The organism is Streptomyces sp. TRM64462 (genome assembly GCF_013362995.1).
In the GTDB taxonomy this organism is placed as follows: domain Bacteria; phylum Actinomycetota; class Actinomycetes; order Streptomycetales; family Streptomycetaceae; genus Streptomyces.
The window spans coordinates 19,084-35,679 of sequence record NZ_JABWDV010000419.1 but is presented as its reverse complement, the minus strand read 5'-3'; the positions used below and the strand labels follow the sequence as shown (position 1 = coordinate 35,679).

General features: G+C 67.3%; 10 protein-coding genes. 6 read left to right on the top strand and 4 right to left on the bottom strand.

The window, feature by feature from the left end:
- Positions 1–221 precede the first annotated feature (221 nt).
- Positions 222–4,466, bottom strand: coding sequence for a hypothetical protein (locus HTZ82_RS26025; RefSeq protein WP_175411396.1), 4,245 nt, complete (start codon positions 4,464–4,466; stop codon positions 222–224).
- Between the two features lie 137 nt (positions 4,467–4,603).
- Here HTZ82_RS26025 and HTZ82_RS26020 point away from each other — a divergent pair, with 137 nt between their 5' ends.
- The gene (locus HTZ82_RS26020; RefSeq protein ID WP_175411395.1) at positions 4,604–5,176 is read left to right on the top strand and encodes a hypothetical protein; all 573 of its coding nucleotides are present in this window, start codon (positions 4,604–4,606) and stop codon (positions 5,174–5,176) included.
- 39 nt (positions 5,177–5,215) lie between these two features.
- Here the strand turns inward: HTZ82_RS26020 and HTZ82_RS26015 are convergent, their stop codons facing one another.
- Both HTZ82_RS26015 and HTZ82_RS26010 read right to left on the bottom strand, forming a co-directional pair.
- Positions 5,216–6,316 (bottom strand): hypothetical protein, encoded by a 1,101-nt coding sequence (locus HTZ82_RS26015; protein WP_175411394.1) that lies wholly within the window; start codon positions 6,314–6,316, stop codon positions 5,216–5,218.
- 778 nt (positions 6,317–7,094) lie between these two features.
- Complete coding sequence (locus tag HTZ82_RS26010) at positions 7,095–8,447, bottom strand: hypothetical protein (protein WP_175411393.1); 1,353 nt, start codon at positions 8,445–8,447, stop codon at positions 7,095–7,097.
- 688 nt (positions 8,448–9,135) lie between these two features.
- On the opposite strand from HTZ82_RS26010, the gene HTZ82_RS26005 reads away from it, so the two are divergent.
- From HTZ82_RS26005 to HTZ82_RS25985, 5 genes are all read left to right on the top strand, one after another.
- Positions 9,136–11,106 (top strand): P-loop NTPase fold protein, encoded by a 1,971-nt coding sequence (locus HTZ82_RS26005; protein ID WP_070201521.1) that lies wholly within the window; start codon positions 9,136–9,138, stop codon positions 11,104–11,106.
- A gap of 1 nt (position 11,107) precedes the next feature.
- Positions 11,108–11,821 (top strand): hypothetical protein, encoded by a 714-nt coding sequence (locus HTZ82_RS26000; protein ID WP_175411392.1) that lies wholly within the window; start codon positions 11,108–11,110, stop codon positions 11,819–11,821.
- On the top strand, positions 11,818–13,155 hold the full coding sequence (qatC, locus tag HTZ82_RS25995) for a Qat anti-phage system QueC-like protein QatC (protein ID WP_175411391.1): 1,338 nt from the start codon (positions 11,818–11,820) through the stop codon (positions 13,153–13,155). Before HTZ82_RS26000 ends, qatC begins: the two co-directional genes overlap by 4 nt.
- Positions 13,152–13,901: a TatD family hydrolase gene (locus HTZ82_RS25990; RefSeq protein WP_175411390.1), complete on the top strand. Its 750-nt coding sequence runs from the start codon at positions 13,152–13,154 to the stop codon at positions 13,899–13,901. Before qatC ends, HTZ82_RS25990 begins: the two co-directional genes overlap by 4 nt.
- A 196-nt stretch (positions 13,902–14,097) precedes the next feature.
- Positions 14,098–15,075: a hypothetical protein gene (locus tag HTZ82_RS25985; protein ID WP_254712052.1), complete on the top strand. Its 978-nt coding sequence runs from the start codon at positions 14,098–14,100 to the stop codon at positions 15,073–15,075.
- Positions 15,076–15,487: 412 nt separating this feature from the next.
- On the opposite strand, the gene eis is transcribed toward HTZ82_RS25985, so the two are convergent.
- The gene (gene eis, locus HTZ82_RS25980; protein ID WP_175411843.1) at positions 15,488–16,585 is read right to left on the bottom strand and encodes an enhanced intracellular survival protein Eis; all 1,098 of its coding nucleotides are present in this window, start codon (positions 16,583–16,585) and stop codon (positions 15,488–15,490) included.
- Positions 16,586–16,596: the final 11 nt, after the last annotated feature.

The window sequence follows — 16,596 nt, the reverse complement described above, 5'->3', positions numbered from 1 at the left end:
GGGCCGAGCCGGACCGAAGGCGGCTGCAGGATGCCTGCAGCCGCATGCCGATCGCATCGAGTGCTCCGGCTGGCGCAGCGATCAGGTTGATTCTCATTCGGGCACCCTCAGGTAGCAGTGTGGAGCGATGACTTCGACCGCGTATGTGCTGCTCAGCGTGGCAACCTGGGCAGCGAAGCGCCTCGTCTGCCTTGGTTCTGTGCGGTCGGCGGCAGGGCGCTTCAGGGCGATGAGGGCGGCAGTGTGGGGCTCTTGCGACGTGACCAGGAACTGGGGCTCGGAAGGTTGCCGTTGACGACGATGACTGCGACGAGTGAAGGCGCCTCGGGGTTGGTCAGTCCGTGAAGCGCTGGCTGGAGGGTGAAGAGGTAGTTCTCCGGAACACCGACAGGTGAGGCCTTACGGCTCATGTCCAGGATGCAGAGAATCGAGAGGCGTGCGCCGTCGGCGGCTGCGTACTGCGTTGGCTGCCCCATGTACTTGGGGGCTCTGTCTCGGGTGACCGGGGTGTTGCGCTCGACTTTGAGCTCGGCGGTGACGCCATCGTGCCGGACATCCAGGTAGCCCAGGGCGAGTGGGGTGCCTCGCTGCAAGCGCCCGCCGAGTTCCGGCTCTGCCTGGAGTTCCTTGTACAGGTCGTCATGAAATTTGCGCTCTGTTACGTGGCTTCCGCGCTTGTATTGCTTGTTCCACGTCATGGTGAGGCCGGTGCGGCAGATGGCGGTGAAGAGGCGGCAGAAGGCTTGGAGCTGGTCCTCGTCGTAACCGGCCCGGTGCAGATTTTCGTAGAGGGCGAGCAGCCGCTCGTCGAAGACGGGGAAGTTGGTCAGGAAGTCGCGTGAGGCGTCGAAGGGCCGGAATCGGATTTCGCGGTGTCCGGCGGTGTCGAGGCTCTCGGTAACGGGTTTGCCGTCCCGGGTTCCGCGCCAGCGCAGCTTGACCGAGAACGGCGGGGCGGGACTGCCTGCGGGCAGAGCGAAGCGGAGGATGAGTGTGCCGGTGGCGCTCAGTGTGTCGGGGCCGTCCGCGCTCGGCGGGCGTGTCCAGAGGTAGGTGGGCGTTTCCGCTTCGTTGGGGGTGAAGTGGCTGAGGAGTTCGGCTTCGAGGGTCTCGGCCCACTCGGGCCAGGGGCCGGTGCGTACGTCCAGGCGGAGTTCGTAGACGGTCGAGTGACGCAGGACCTGCGGGCCGGTGACAAGGCGTCCGTCCACGCTGGCCAGTACGACCGCAACGGCCGGCTGGTCCTCGACCAGCTGGGTGTCCGCCTCGTTGCCCAAGACGGTGTGGGAAGTGAGTGGCGTGCGGCGTGGGCCGCACGCGATGACAAGTGGCAGGGGCAGGACGGCCCACTCCGCCAGGAGGTCAGCCACGCCGCTGGCGTCTGCGACGGCTTGGACGTGCCGCAGAGCGGCTATCAGCGGTCCGGCCAGCGGGTCAGTGTCGTGGAATCGCTTCTCCAGTTCGGTTGCGGTCACTGCTGCGCGGCGGCGCGCTGCAGTGGCCAGGGCGTTCATCTCGATGGTGTCAGCGTTCAGTTCCGCTGCGTCAAGTCGGATCAGGAAGGCGGCCACCTCGCACAGGGCGGCGAAGCACCGGCCGTAGGCGGCGGTCGCCGTTGCCTGCTGACACTGCTCTCTTAGCGTGGCGGCGGTGCTCTGCAAGTGGGCTGCGCGGGCGCGGAGCGCGACGGCCGGATCGCTGTCGGAATGGCCCTGGCCTGCCCCGGCAGCCGGTACCAGCTCGTGGCCCATGAGAAGGCTTCGGACTGTGACACGAGTGCGGACTTGGTCCGCCAAGGCGCTCACATCGTTGTCTGCTCCGACGGCTTGAGCAGCATGCGTCAGCGCAAGGGCGGTCGCACGCATATCTTCTCCGGCCACCGCGGCTGCATCAAAGGCGGCCGCGGCGGCGATCAGGGTGAGCAGGGCTCGGTGGAGGGTAAATGCAGGCTCGTCCGGGGTTGCCTTGAGGACACTGTTCATGATGGTGGCGGCATCTCCGGGGCGGGCTGCCCGCCAGGCGACTTCGGCGTATTCGGCCGCACCGACCACCTGGTGTGGCCCGAGTTCAAGAGCGGCCGCCTGAAGATCCTCCACCGTCAGGCTGGCCAGGCCCGAGCCGCAGTTAAGCAGCGCGCACAGTTCCAGGTTGTCGTGGGCGTTAAGCCGGTCGTTGACGCGCGGGTCGCGCACTTGGCGCAGCCGCAGCTGGGCCATGGCCGGGGTGGTGGCGGTCTGCGGCAGCCAGTCACCGTTCAGGGCGTCGCGTAGGTCGTAGCCGTCGAGGTCGGCGGCGCGTCGGAGGATTTCCTGCTCCGTGTGGATCCTGAGGGCTTCATTGCCTCGGGAGAGATTGGAGGCAGCCGCCATGGCCTTCTTGACGGTGTCCGGAAACCGGGCGATGTCTACGTGTTCGCAGACCGACAGGGCGTAGGCCAGCAGAGAGGCGCTGTCCTCGGTGCTCCAGTCCAGACGCAGGGCGGTGTCGAGGACACCGTCGATGACGCCTAGGTAAGGGTCGGTGAGCAGCGCTGGCAGGAGGTCGGAGATGCTCGAGGGCAGCTGATGCGCGCGGCCGATGTCCGCCCAGGCGGTTAGCGCTGCCGACCGCGAGGCTACATCGGAGTCGACAATGTAGGTGTGCAGGAGCGGGATGATCATCCGCAGCAGGCCGGGGTGGTCGCCGTGGCGTCGTCCGAGCGTCCCCAGGAGCGGCAGCAAGCGCGGCACGATAACGTGTTTGCGCTGGCTGTCGCGTTCGTCGGTGATGGTGTCGATGACCGCGCCGCATACTGCCGTTGCATCGATGGTGGCGATGTGCTCCAAAGCGTCCAGGAGCCTGCCGATGCTGGACGCCAACAACTGCCGGTAGGCCATTCGCTCCAGGAACTGCAGCTCCGGCGGGGCCGGTTCTGGGGCGGCCAGGAGCGGGGTGGGGGTGGTATTCGCCGACTCCAGTGTGTCGATGGCTGTCAGGGCCGCACCCAGGAGGGCAGCCAGCTGCGGCTGCGTCCAGGCCGGATGGGTCTGGGCCAGCTGCTCGATCAAAGTCGCGGCCGGGAAGCGCACGTGGCCGCCCCAGTCACCCCCGACGCGGGTCAGGCACCTGGAAAGCAGATACTCGAAGACTCTTCTCTGCTGGCTCGCATCGAGCTGAGGATCACCCGCGGTGCGAAATCTGTACCCAGGGTCGATGAGGCGGCCGGCCTGCTCCAGCACACCGAACAGACGCTCGCGCACGAAGTCTCCGGCTGTACGGCCGGTGTGCTCGAGCTGGGCAGGCACGTCACCCACCTCCAGGACGAGCAGGGTGGCGAGGGACCTTTGAACCGTGGCGATCGGTGCGGGATCGTTGTGGTGGTCGCCGTCCACCCCCAGGTTCAGGAGCATTTGCGGCACGAGTGCAATTGCCACATCCGGGTGGGTGAACGCCAGGGCCTGTACGGCGGCTGCGGCAGCACGCCGATCCATCTCCAGCTCTCGTTCTGATTGAGGAGCGGGCCGCACACCTGGCGGGACCATTAGCGACTCGGATGGTCGCGGGGCTGGCAGCATGCTGGTGAGCACACGGGCCACGGCCTGAGGGGCCGCTCCGGCTGCCACACGAAGAGCACTGGCGTCTCCGGTTCCGCCTTCGTAGACCCCGAAGCGTCGGCTTTGAGGCTCAGCGAGGTACACAAGGGACCGGACCACTGGCTCGTCCACCTGGTCCCCATCGTGGGGACGCAGCAGGTCGGTCACGCAGCGGCCGGCCTCGACAACAGGACTGTGCCGCAGCGTGGCCAAAGCGGCTCGCAGGACATTCGCTGCGTGCTCGCTGCGGACGCGGGCCACGTGCCGCAGCGGCGTCAGCAACTCCGGGACGTGGACGTCGGTCACCAGGTCCAGGGCCAACGCGATCACCGCGGTGCTGAAGGTCTCCGGCGCCCGCTCGGCCAGTGCAGTCAATCGCCGCAGCGCGCCATCGCAGGCCTCCCGGTCCCGTTCCGTTCCCGGCTCCTGATCCAGGAGGGCGATGTCGTCCAGAGCACTGGCCATTGCTGGATCCGACGACGCCTGCGTGCCCCGACGGTCTTCCGCACGCTGCTGCCAGGCGCGGTGCCGCTTCGCCGTTTCCGCTCGTTCTACCGCTTCGGCTCTGGCTGCGGCCTCCTTGCGCTCATCCATGACCGTGGCAAGGTTCGGCACGTCGCCCGTCGGACGGCGGTGGGAACAGCCCACGCAATGCTGTTCGTAGAACTCCCCAGCGATCCAGTCCAAGTTCGCGCTGGCACCGCCATGCGCCACGAGGCAGCTCACCTGCCGCGTGTTGATCGGCAGGCCGGTGGCCGCCTCGGCCATACCCTGGCCGCCGAACTCGGTGAACGTCATGTTCAGACAGTGGCGGCGGGCCATCTCCAAAATGGCCGCGTTCGCACGACCGGTCCGCACTGCATCATCGAAGGCTCGCTCTGCATGGCTGTGCACCCCACCACTGTCTCAGGCACCACTGACAACGCCGCCCGACCATCGCTCATTGCAGACTTCACGTTTCACAGCGTCGCCCGAGGTCCTGACTGGCTTCGAAGGCGGTGTCGCTGTCGCCCTGCGGGATTTGGGCCAGGGTGAGGCCCGCCTGGCGCAGGGACAGTTGGCTGGCCCAGGAGCAGAAGGACGACGAGGCACATGTGCAGCGCTCCTCCCGCTACTTCGACGAGTTCCGCGCCCGCAAGGAGAAGACCCCCGCCCTGTTCTCCAGCAACGGGGTGTCCCTCAAAGCCGCGGAGCAGCTGCTCCATCTGCCTGACAGCGTGGTCGAAGGGCCACAAGCCATAGCGAAGGGGCGCAAGCCCTTGCCGCCGATCGACGAGCTGCTCCTGGCCATGGGCGAGCCCTCCCCCGAGCCGGGCTGGCTACCGGTGGCGTACTCACTGCTGAGTCAGGTCACCCACAGCACTCCCACCGGGCTCGCGCACATGGCCCGCTACGTCGACGGCACACTGAGGGCCCACGACATCTCCCCCGAGATGCTGGCCCTGGCCCTCGACGTCGCCTGCCTGGGCAGCGCCCGGCTCATCGGCCTGTCGTCCCTGCTCTTGACCCGCAGTGACGACACGGCAAAACAGTACGCGCTCGGTCTTGAGGAACGAGCCCTTGCCGTGCACAACACGGCGCGCCTGGTCCACTGGTTCGGCTGACTCCCACCGCCCAGGACGGCGCACCGTAGGTCCTGCCGATCAGTTGTCGCACCAGGCGCTCATGCGGTCGGCGACGTGAGCGGTGTGGAGCACAAGGGTGTCGCCGAGCGATCGTGCTTCATCTGCTGGGAAGTAGGCGTCCAAGAGGCCGTAGAGCGGTGCGTCAAGAGACAGTCGTTCCTGCACGTCCCGCGTGGGGCGGTAGTGGACCAGAGTGTTCCTGAAGCCTCTGTGAGCCTGAAGGTTCAGGTTGCTCATCGGGGCGTCGAGGATGTCCTTCAGCAGCGCTCGGTCCGGCGTGCGGAGTTCGGCTCCGTACTGGTCATCGAGCTTGCCGAGGCTGGAGAGGACGTGATGAAGGGTGATGTAGCGCAGCTTGAACAGTGTTGTCGCCGAGGAGGGGTTGGTGTCGTCGGCGAGGAGGACGGCAGCGGTGTTCAGTGCACAGGTCATGGCTGTCAGGGAGGCCTTGATCTCCTCTCGGAGGGCGGGATCGAAGCTTCGCCGGTAGTGCTTCTCGGCACGCACCTTGTTCTCCGTGCGGTCCGTTGTCTTCATCACGTCGAGGACGGGCTGCCCCTGCCAGGGCAGGCCTTCTGCCGCCGCGCCAATGTACCTGCCCTGTTCCACGGCGACGGCATGCAGCCTGGGACCGAGATCGTCCTTGTTCTTGAAAGCCTGCGGGGGGAATGCGAGGAAGAAGCTGGCTGTGTGAGAGGTCGAGACAAGCCTGCCGCGAAAGCGCCACAGGACGAGATCCCTCTCCAGCGGCCGAGCCAGTGGCAGCCACGTGTTGCCGAGGAATTCCTGACGGTGTTCCTCAATGATGCGCCGGAAGTCGGCGCCGACATCATCCAGTTCCTTGTACTTGTCGTCGTAGAGCTTGACCGAGTGCCGAGCGCGCTCGATGGCAGGCGCGCAGTCGTAGGCGAGGGCGTCCGCGAGGTCGGGAGCGACCTGGCGAAGTGCCCGGTGGGACTCGTGAATGATCAGGCACATGTAGTTGTGCATGCAGAAGACCGGGACGACAGCCTCGTCCAAGGCCCCGACCGTGACGCTCTGGGCGAAGCGTCGCAGGAACATGATGTCCTGCGCAATTAGGGCCAAGGCGATGTCGTCGCCAGGGGCTGTTGTCGTCACGGCTGTGCTCTCTCCGGGTGCTCGGGGCAGTGTCGCCTCCCGTCGTAAGCCACCGCTCCAAATTTGGTGTCGGCGAGGGGCCGGGCAGGTGCTGACGGCATGGTGTCAGCAGTCGATGCCGGGCACATCAGGTTTTTGGCTCCGCAGACCAGCGCGGTGCCGGAAGACACGTACAGCCGGACAGCGAACGACCGCAGAGCTGGGATCGGCGACGGCCGCTGGGCGCGGACCTGTCGGACAGCCGCCGGCACACCCTGCGGGGGCCCCTGGAGTCGCCTTTCATTGGTGTCCCGTCGTTGCCTGCGGTGGTGGCGCACTGCGCCGTTGACGATCAGGATGGAGTGACGGACCACGCGGTCTGGCAGGGATCGCACACAGCCGTGGTCCAGCCATACGGGGCATCGGCGCGGCGCCGACGGCGTCCGACTGCCCCGCAGAACTCGCAGACGGTCGCGGGCTGTTCCTCCCCGGACAGGACAAGGAGGCTGCGCATCTCGGAATCCGATGCCCCCGAGTCAGTGACGATGTGCACGCGGGCTGCGCCGAACTTCTCCTTGAGAACCTCGACTCGGTACTCGGCGTCCCACGCGAGGAGGTGGGTGTGCAGTCGCAGCAGCAGGGGTACCAGCCCGGGCCGACGGCACGCAGCCGGTCGGGCAGCTGCCCTGCACGGCCGCGTCCGGTCTGGTGATCTTGCATGCGTTCCCGTTTCCCTGCGGCCCGGCCGGGCCGGGAGCATCGCGGTGAGCACCCGTGGCCGGTTACGTGATCGCCGCGGTCAGCGCTGGTGGCCAGCGAGGACAGTGAGGTAGTGGGTGTGCTGGTCGGGGGTCAGGCGTTGGCCGGACCATCCGTGGCAGAAGGAGCAGCTGGGGCCGTTCCATTCCCAGAAACTGGTCAGGTCGAGGAGGTCGGCCAGGGTCATGCGTTCGGTGTCCGGGGTGAGGGGGCGGGCGTGCTGGCAGTCCCCGCCCACGGCGTGGGAGCGGCCCCGGTAACGGCCGTTGAGATTGGAGCCGTAGACCCACAGTCCGGCCAGTGGCCCGAGGGCGGCGGGGTTTTCCCGGAAGGGATGCACGTTAAAGAGGCGGCCGGGAAAGGTGATCGCGTCGGTCCAGGCGTCGCGCAGGCCGAAGTGCACGTGCTTGACCTGGGCGGCCAGTTGGCGCAGGTCGGTGTCGTGGGTGGCCTGTGCAGCGACGGCCAGGGCGGCGGCGCGGTCGCCGGGGCTCCAGCCAGAGAATTTGCACTTCCGCTGGAGGTCGGACAGGCTCGCGGCGGCCGCCAGTCCGTCGCCGGGCTCCGCCTCTACCTCCGGGGCGGGCGCGGGTGGCTGACGGGTAGCGGCCGGCACGGGAGTCGCTGGCGAGGCGGGCGGGGTCACGGCCAGCTCAGGGAGAGCGGGCCGGCCCTCGAGGTGGGCCCGGTAGGCGGCGGAGAGGTCCTCCAGGTCCTTGCGGCGCGCACGGTGCAGGTCGATGGACTCCTGCAGGCTGGTATCGAGCAGCTGCACCCCGCCGTGGAAGGCGTGGAAGCCGATCGACTCCCACAGGGCGGCGATCTTGGCCTTGGCCGTGGCGCGGTCGGCGTCATTCACCTCGTCCCGGTTTTCGGGCCATTCGGCCATGCCGGGCTCGGCCGCGACCGCACAGCAGCCGCCGGACAGGCGGCGGATGGCCTCGGCGGCGAACACCGGACCCAGGCCGAAGCCGCGCCAGGGACGGGCCAGGAACACCCGGTCCAGGATGAGCAGATCCCCCACCGGGCAGTCGATGATCTCCTGGAAGGCATCGGAATACTCGCCGTCGTCGAGGACGGTGGCCGCGATGCTCTCCAGGTCTCCCGATTGGGCGTCCGCGACCATCCAGCGATCCGCACCGGTGTTGTCACGCAGCCGCCACAGACGCAGCCAGCCGGCCTCGCTGCCGTTGTCGATGAGCTGCTGGCACGCATCGGTGCAGCCGTCGGCGCATTCCTCCTCCTCGTCGTGGTAGGCGCGGATGGAGACACGCCAGTGCTCAAGGGTGTCCTCGTCCTCGTAGGGCACGGCGGGGTGCCCGTGGCTGTAGACCAACCGCAACTGGGCGGGGTCGCCGGGAAGTTCGCTAGCCGGTCGGCGCGCAAGACTCATGAAGGTTGAGGCTAGCCGTCGCTACTGACAATTGGTCCGGCGTCGAGCCTCGGCCGACGGTCGCTGAGGATGTTCATTGCACTCCGGACATCGGGCGCGGGCCGACATGTCGGAGCGGGAGGGGCAGTTGCCACTGCTTCCGCTGGGCGGTTCGGTAGGCGAGGGGCCTCAGTTATCCGCTGAACCCTTCTCCGAAACAGCGCTCGAGCGGCAGCGTCACACAGCAGTGCGGCGAGGGCATCCCAGCCAGGCCTGGTGGGACGCAATGTGTAGTCTCTCGCGCAAGCGCGCTGCCGGTTCCGGACCTGCATCATGGCAGCGTCTCCGCGTCTGCAAGCAGCAGAAATACCAACGCCGGAAGCTTGGGCTGCATGTCGGCAACGGTGGCCCGTTCCAGGGGGGCGACTGAGTTACCGGCGAAGACACGGGATTCTGCAAGGGGGCCACGAGCGTGTGCTGCGGGTCCTCCTCCGGTGATGGGGGCTCGCCACGAAGGCGGCCGTGGCCCGTGTCACATACGTCGCTGGAGGCCGTGAGTGACGGATGCGGCCTTGGTAGCGGTCTGTAGGTGCCGGGCAGTTGCATCGTGACACCAATTCCGTCGAACCGGGCGCTTTTTCGGCCTTTCGGCATAAGATCATGGACGTGTTGGGCGGGAGCCAACGCAGATCAGGGCGTGGGAGGTAGCGTGTGGTCGGATAACGAGACGGATCTGGACCTTCTCGGGTTTGACTTCCTCGTTGACGAGATGGTCGTTGCTCTGACACAGCAGCGGCTCCTGCCTCTGACGCTGGGTGTGCTCGGTGGTTGGGGTTCAGGCAAGAGCAGCCTGCTGAGGATCGTCTCGAAGGAACTGTCGACCATTTCATCCGACGAGGCCGGACATTTCGTCGTGGTCCCGTTCAGCCCGTGGCAGTACGAAGGCTATGAGGACATCAAGGGCGCGCTCATGGAGGCAGTGCTGACGCGCCTGCAGCAAGAAGCCGATGAGGGCAGCGCCGAGGCTGTGGAGGCGGGCCGACTCAGACGAGTGGCCCGGAGCCTGCGGCGGCCGGTACAGATGCTGGTCGGAGCGGCACTGCCCGCCGGCGCGGCCATGGCTGCCGGCGCGCTCGATCCCGGTTTGGCTGACGTGGCCTCCACCATCGCCCAGAGCGCTGTCGGGGGGACGTACCCGGACCAGGAGCCTGTCGGGGAGAGCGCGGAAGAGAACCGCACTCCCGCGGACCCGGGGGCGTTCCGGCAGGAGTTCGCCAGCTTGGTGGGTTCGTTGGAGCAGGTTCGGGCGGTGATCGTGTTGATCGATGACCTGGACCGGTGCCTGCCACATACGGTCGTTGACACCTTTGAGGCGATCCGTCTCTTCCTCAACGTGGAGAAAAGCGCGTTCGTGATCGCTGCCCACCCCGAGGTCGTGCAGGCCGCCATCGACCGACGCTACCCGGGCCTCGGCCGCCCCGGAACGTCTGGTCTGGGCGCGGAGTATCTGGAGAAGATGCTCCAGGTCAAGATCAGCATTCCGGTGTTGTCCGCGCCCGAAGCCGAGACATACATGCATTTGCTGCTGGCGCAACTGCACCTTGAGCGGGAGCAGTTCGAGAGGGTGTGCGAAGCAGTTGACCTGCGCAGGCGCGAAAGCGCCCTTGGGGTTGCTCTGAATGCGGGCATCGCATCTGCCACGCTCGGCGCTGGCATGCCGACGCGGTTGTACGAGGACATGACGTGGGCGGCGGCGATCTCCCCGGTGCTCGGCAGTACGTTGCGTGGCAATCCTCGGCAGATCAAGCGGTTTCTGAACACGCTGACCCTGCGCCTGGCGAGCGCCGAACGCCGGGGTACGAGGCTGGACGCGGCGGTCCTGGCCAAGCTCATGGTGCTGGAAGAGCAGTACTTGACCGACTTCCAGAATCTGTTCGACTGGCAGGTCCAGGCACTGGGATCGGGCGGGAACGGACATCTCCAAGCCGCCGAACGGCACGCACGCGGTGCGGCGACGGCCGCTCAGAGAGGATCGGGCGACAGCCAGACTCCCGAGGAGCCACGCGCCTCCTCGGACGGACGTCCCCCAAGGCGAGGGCGGGCTCGCGGGGAGAGCACCGCCACGGGCGAGCTGAACGAGGAGGTTCGCGCCTGGGCGGAGATGCCGCATATCGACGCCTGGCTTCGGATGGATCCCGCCCTGGCCGCAGTAGATCTCGGCCCGTACTTCACGTTCGCGCGGGCCAAATTGAGGCTAGCGGCCACCACGGCGCTTCTGCCCGCGCATGTCCAGGAACTGCTCGGCCTGCTCCAGTCCGACGTCGTCGGCCGGCGCCGGGCCGCGGTGCGACAGGTGCAGCAGACCGTGGCGGCTGAGGATCTGCCGACACTCGTGGAGCACCTTATGCAGGTGGTTCAGCGTGATCCGGCGGGACCGGCCACGGACAGCGCGGCGGAGCTGTGTCACGAGATCCCCGCGATCGCTCGGGACGTCTGCGAGCGGCTCAGACTCGTCCCTTTGGAGCTCCTGCGCCCGAAGCTCTCGACCCTGGTGCGACGGCTGCCCCCCACCGACCCCTCCGTGACGGCTCTGCTGGACGGCTGGGAGTCCACAGGTACCCCGGCAGGCGCGTTCGTGCGCCAGGCTCGCGACGTGCGCCGGCGGCAAGGGCGTAGCTGAAGTGGGTACTTCCACCGACCGCACCAGTGGCTCCGGCGGGGCGTGGACGCCTCTCAAGCACGCGGCGACCGCATACGCCCGCGACGTCAGCCATGGTTCCGCTCCCCGCAGCCGGGCTGCCGCCGTCCTTGCCCGCCACGTTCCGGTCCTGGGTGGCGCTGCGGCCGCCGCCGCGGGCGCGGCGGCCGGGCGCAGCACGGCCCAGCGGCTGGGCGGCCTGCTGTCCGGGGTGGCCGCCGACGGGCTGGGCGAGGCGCTGCGTCAGGCGTCGCTGGGCGACCTGGTCGGGCGGGACCGGTACGAGATCGTCGATGAGCTGGTGACGCAACTGGCTGGTGCTGGGGGCGACCTGGACGGGCAGGCGGCCCGGGACGCGGTCTGCGACGTTCTGGAGGAATTGTTTGGCGAGGCGGACACCTGGGAGGAGCTCGAAAGCGAGGCAGCCGACCGCAACGATGTGGAGCGGCTGCTCGAACTGTTCCTGACGCACTACATCTACAACCGGGTGCCGGTGGTGGCCGAACGGCTCGGCACTATCGCCGACCCCGAGGCTGCACGCCGCGCTGACGGGCAGATGCGCCAGATCATCGAGGACTGCGTGGCCATCCAGATGCCTGCGCAGCCGTTGAGTTTGGACTGGTCGGGCCCAGACGGCCGTGCTCTTGTTGAGAATGCCGTGGAACTGGCCTACCAGGCGTTGGAGGGGCTGGCATGACACAGTTCACGGTGCGTACCGAGGAGTTCGACGATCCCGCGCCGCCCGAAGGGATCCTGCTGGACTTCGCCCCGGGCTCGCCTAAGGGCACAGTGCAGGCCGGCCTCGGGCTGTTCCGTTCCTTCCGGCCCACTCGTCAGGCGGCTGACCTGATGATCATGGCGGTCGGCGCCTACATCAGCGACAGAGTGAGCGAACGCAGCCGCACCAACGATGCCTGGACACGTGATCTGTCTCTGGTCTTCCCGGCAGAAGACGCCGGTAGGTGGCCGGTGGAGGCCTCGCAGACAACTCTGCGCTTCCTGACCGGCGACCGGTGGACTCTGCATCCCCGCTCTCAGCGATCCGCACCTCTGCCGCACGGTTCGGACAGTGGCCAGGGGCGGGTCGTTGCGGACGGTGTGTGCCTGTTCTCGGGAGGCCTGGACTCCCTGTGTGGGGTCATCGACTTGCTGGAGGAGGACCCTGACCGGCGCCTATGTCTCCTGTCGCACTACGAGGGCGGCCAGACTCCACGCGCTCAGGCCCGTCTGTTGCGGCATCTACGCGGTCACTACGGCTCACGGGTGGTCTCGCTGCGCCTGTTCTTGCGGCCGGCGCCCGCGCATCCGTCCCAGGCCAGACCACTGCCCGACGGCCGTGAGACCACCACCCGTTCACGCTCACTGATGTTCTTGTCGACCGCCCTGGCGATCGCCTCCTCCATCGGCCCGAACGTCCCGGTCTATCTCCCGGAGAACGGCTACATCGGCATCAACGTGCCCCTCACCCGTGCTCGGGCCGGGAGCTTCAGCACCCGCACTACCCATCCGCACTACTTGGCGCTGCTGGAACAGGTGAAGGAGGCGGTCGGCGTTCACAACCGGCTGGTCAACCCCTACCGGTTGCAGACCAAGGGCGAGATGCTCGTCGGCAGCCGCAATCAGCCGCTTCTGCGGGAACTCGCACCGCAGAGCATCTCCTGCTCCCATCCCGAGGCCGCCCGCTACGCCGAGCGGCCGCAGGGCAACTGCGGCTACTGCTTCCCGTGCCTGATCCGCCGGGCGTCGATGTCCCGGGCGGGCTGGGACGACGCCAGGCACTACGCCTGGGATGCGCTGAACGATCCCGAACTACTGGATCCGGACTCCGGCCGCAGCGCTGACTTGCGTGCTGTTGTGGCTGGCACCCGCCTTGGCCGGCCCACCAGTGACGTCCTGCGCAACGGCCCGCTGCCCCGTGGCGAGCGCACCGCTTACATCGACGTATGGCGGCGCGGCATCGCCGAGATCCGCGCCTGGCTGACCTCGGGCGCGCAGGGGCAGCTCGCACGACTGTTGGAACACGCCTCGTGAACCATCTGCTCGACAGCCATTGCCACGTGAGCGGTTACGACGACCCGGTAGCCGTCCTGCGCCAGGCCGCCGAGGCTCGCGTCGACGTCGTGGCCGTCACCGAGGATCCTGGAGAGTACCGGCTGTTGCGAGCCCGGCTGGGTAGACGCCGTGGCGTCCACCCGGCACTGGGCATGCATCCTCTACGTGCCCACAGCTTTACTCCCGCCGACATCGCCCGGTTTCTGCGCATGCTGCCCGAAACCACATGGGTCGGTGAGATTGGGCTCGACTACTCCCCCGCCGGACGCACCACACGACGCGCACAGCTGCGAGTCCTCGAGGCCGTCCTCGCTGATCCCCGAACCCGTAACCTGCCCATGACCGTACACAGCCGCGGCGCCGAGAAGGACACCTTCTCCCGACTCGCCCAGGCCGGAGTCACCGCCGCGATCCTGCACTGGTACACAGGCCCTCTGGCCCTGGTCGACGAGGCCCTGGCCGCAGGACTGTGGTTCTCCGTCAACCCGGCAATGACCACCTCGCAAAAAGGGCGCGCCCTCCTCGAAATTTTGCCGCCTGACCGTGTCCTCCTCGAGACCGATGGCCCGTTCGCCCGTCACAACAGGCACCCCGCTCGACCGGCAGACCTCTCCGACGTCGTCGCCCGCCTCGCCACCCGCTGGGCGCTGACACCCGAACAAGCCACCCGGCACATCCACGGCAACCAGCAGCGTTTCCTCGACACCACCGGACTTCCCCAGTGACCGCAGCGTCAAGCGCCTCCCACGCCCCGTTCCTCACGGTCGCGGCTGGGCCCTGAGCAACCACAGCGTGGGAAATCCCGCACGGACCAGTAAGCGCGAAGGCCGCACCGTCCGCCCTTGGGCGGTGGGTCGCCTCGCCTCAAGGCTGTCTATCTCACCTGATGGTCGCCCGGAGGAGGGATGAAAGGGTGGAGTCATGCCTCTCATGCAGCCTTTCGCTTCCGATTGGGACCGCCCGGCCTCACAGAACTCCGAACAATGGAACTGGCTCGCGGTCGAAATAGCCGAAATCCGGCGATGTGCCGAGGCAGGCGACCAAGCACACGATCGCCTTGCCCTCATCCTCCTGGACCATCTAGTCGAGGTGATCATCGGCCGTGAGGTCAACGCCCAACTGGCCTTCCAGATCCCCGACAGCACCATCGAAGAGATGCAAAGGTTCCGTGACAGCGGCGGGCAGCTCGATGGACAGCTGAGTCAGCTGATCGATCAGCATGTAGGCCCGGACCGGCGGGCAAAGATGGACAACCACCTGGACCAGAAGACCAAGTTCCTGAGGCAGCGGGGCGTGCTGACGGACCACGAACGCGACGTACTCGACCGGCTGCACGAATACCGCAACGCGGCCTACCACCGTGACACCCTGGAACCCGACCTGATCGCAGACCTTGTACTGGCCTACCGGGTGTTGGCAGACGAACTCCTCGCCCGACACAAACCGATCGCCTGGGTCATGGCTTCGTCGGACCCCGCCCCCATCGTGACGCCACACCAGCTTCAGGGCCGCCTGACCGAAGGCGTCGACATCGATCTCACATCGATGGCCCGCCGGTTCCACGACCACGCTACGAAGCGAGTCCAGGCTGTCTCCACAGCCGTAGCTATCGCCCAACAACTCCTCGGCTCCAAAAGCTCCGGTGAAACGGCCGCGGCCCCGCCAGATGACGACATGGCCCGCATGCTGACCGGCCTCAGCGACACAGCCAAACACCTGGCCCCCTGGACGAGGCAGGCAGAGGGGTTGAAGTCCAAGACGTCGTCACTCACCGGCCTGATGGTGCCGTTCCTCAACCTGGACCGAGCCCTGAGCCGTATCGAACCGTCCGTCAAACGCCTCGATATGATCCAAGACTGGTGGGAACAGCGTCGGATCGATGATCTCAGGGGCAAGTAGCGCCATACCCAAATGCACGCACGGGCCGGCCTGCGGCTGACTCGCCACGATGGTGCTGCCCGCCGTGCCGATGGATGGGAACGGGCGTCCAATGTCCCGGCCGACCACGCCGTGAACCCCCGTACAGCACACCGCCCGCAGCCAGGCCTCCCCCAACATGGCCTCTGCCCCTACACACACCGCATAGCTCGACAAACACGCCCAGCCCTCACCACCAAGCGGACCCTCACCGTGATCGTCAGTTAATGGAAGTGCCGCAAATCTGTCCTGGGCTGGTGCCACTATCTGCCAGCAACTGGTGCCACTAGACGCCAGTAGGCCGAACTGGGATCTCACCAGGTCAGAGCACATGGTCAAGGAATCCGATGGTGGCAGAGAAGCGACCTGAGGCCCCTGGCATCAAAGAGACACTTCACACCCGTACGCCGGCCATGTGTGCGGAGGTGGTGCTTCGATAGCCGCCTGCGTACCACACGGCGAGCTGCTGGCGGGTGAGGGTCACCTGTCCGGTGGTGTTTGTCCGGGTGATGTCGGCGGACCCGGCGGTGATCCGGAGGATGTACCGGTCCCGAGTGCCGTCGTCGTTCTCGATCTCGATGGGCACGGTGGCGTCGAGGTCGGCGGGCCATCCGCGGAGGCGGATGGCTTCGGGGATGTCGAGGATGCGCAGCATCCAGGGGTGCCATGCTTCGGCGGTGAGCCGGTGGTGGCGGAGGTTGTTGAGCAGGCAGGGGTAGGGCGGGAGCGCGCCGCGCCGGAATTCGATGGTCTCGGCGCGGGTGTTGTGGCGGCCGAGGAAGGTGAGCATGGCCGCGGCCGTGGTCTGGTCGGTGGCCCAGAAGTCGTGGACGACGAGGTTCATGCCGTGGCGTTCGCGGCGTTTGGTGGCGAGGGTGAGCATCCCGGCCGTGGGCTGTCCGGGCCTGTGGAACCGGTACGTGGTCAGGCCGCTCTTGGTGTGCTTCCAGGGGAACCACCAGTCGGGGCGTTCGACGGGGCCGTTCCACTGCCGGGCGAGGTCGCGCTGGAGTCCCTGGGTGTCCGGCGTCAGGCCGTGTTCGGTGACGAAGTCGTCGTTGGTGAACGCCTGCTTCAGGTCGTCGGCTGCGACAGCCCAGGCGAATACGGGTACGGGGGCTTCCCAGCTGAGTCTGCGGGCGTAGCCGTTGGAGGATGTGGAGATCGTGGAGATCACCGCACCCTGTTCCTGGAGGGGGCGCAGCCGTTCGGCGGTCATGTGGGTGGCCAGGTGCTCGCCGCGTTCTTCGGGGGCAACGCAGCCGGCGCCGAGGTAGGCGCTGGGCACCGGAGAGCCGCCGAAGAACTGGTTGACGAGCAGGCCGAGGCCCCCGGCGACGACGCGGCCGCCTCGGATGGCCACCTGGAGGTGGGCGTGTTCGCGTAGGGCGGTGATGTCGCTGACCTCGTGGCCGTAGGCGCGGGTGGCCAGTTCGTCGTACTGCTGCCACAGGTCCTCGTCCGCCGTGGTGAAGGACAGCTGGTCGCTCATGGGACGGTTCG

Coding starts and splice junctions, on each gene's coding strand:
- qatC (WP_175411391.1), top strand. CDS start 11,818: ATGACACAGTTCACGGTGCGTACCGAGGAGTTCGACGATCCCGCGCCG.
- HTZ82_RS25985 (WP_254712052.1), top strand. CDS start 14,098: ATGCCTCTCATGCAGCCTTTCGCTTCCGATTGGGACCGCCCGGCCTCA.
- HTZ82_RS26010 (WP_175411393.1), bottom strand. CDS start 8,447: ATGAGTCTTGCGCGCCGACCGGCTAGCGAACTTCCCGGCGACCCCGCC.
- eis (WP_175411843.1), bottom strand. CDS start 16,585: ATGAGCGACCAGCTGTCCTTCACCACGGCGGACGAGGACCTGTGGCAG.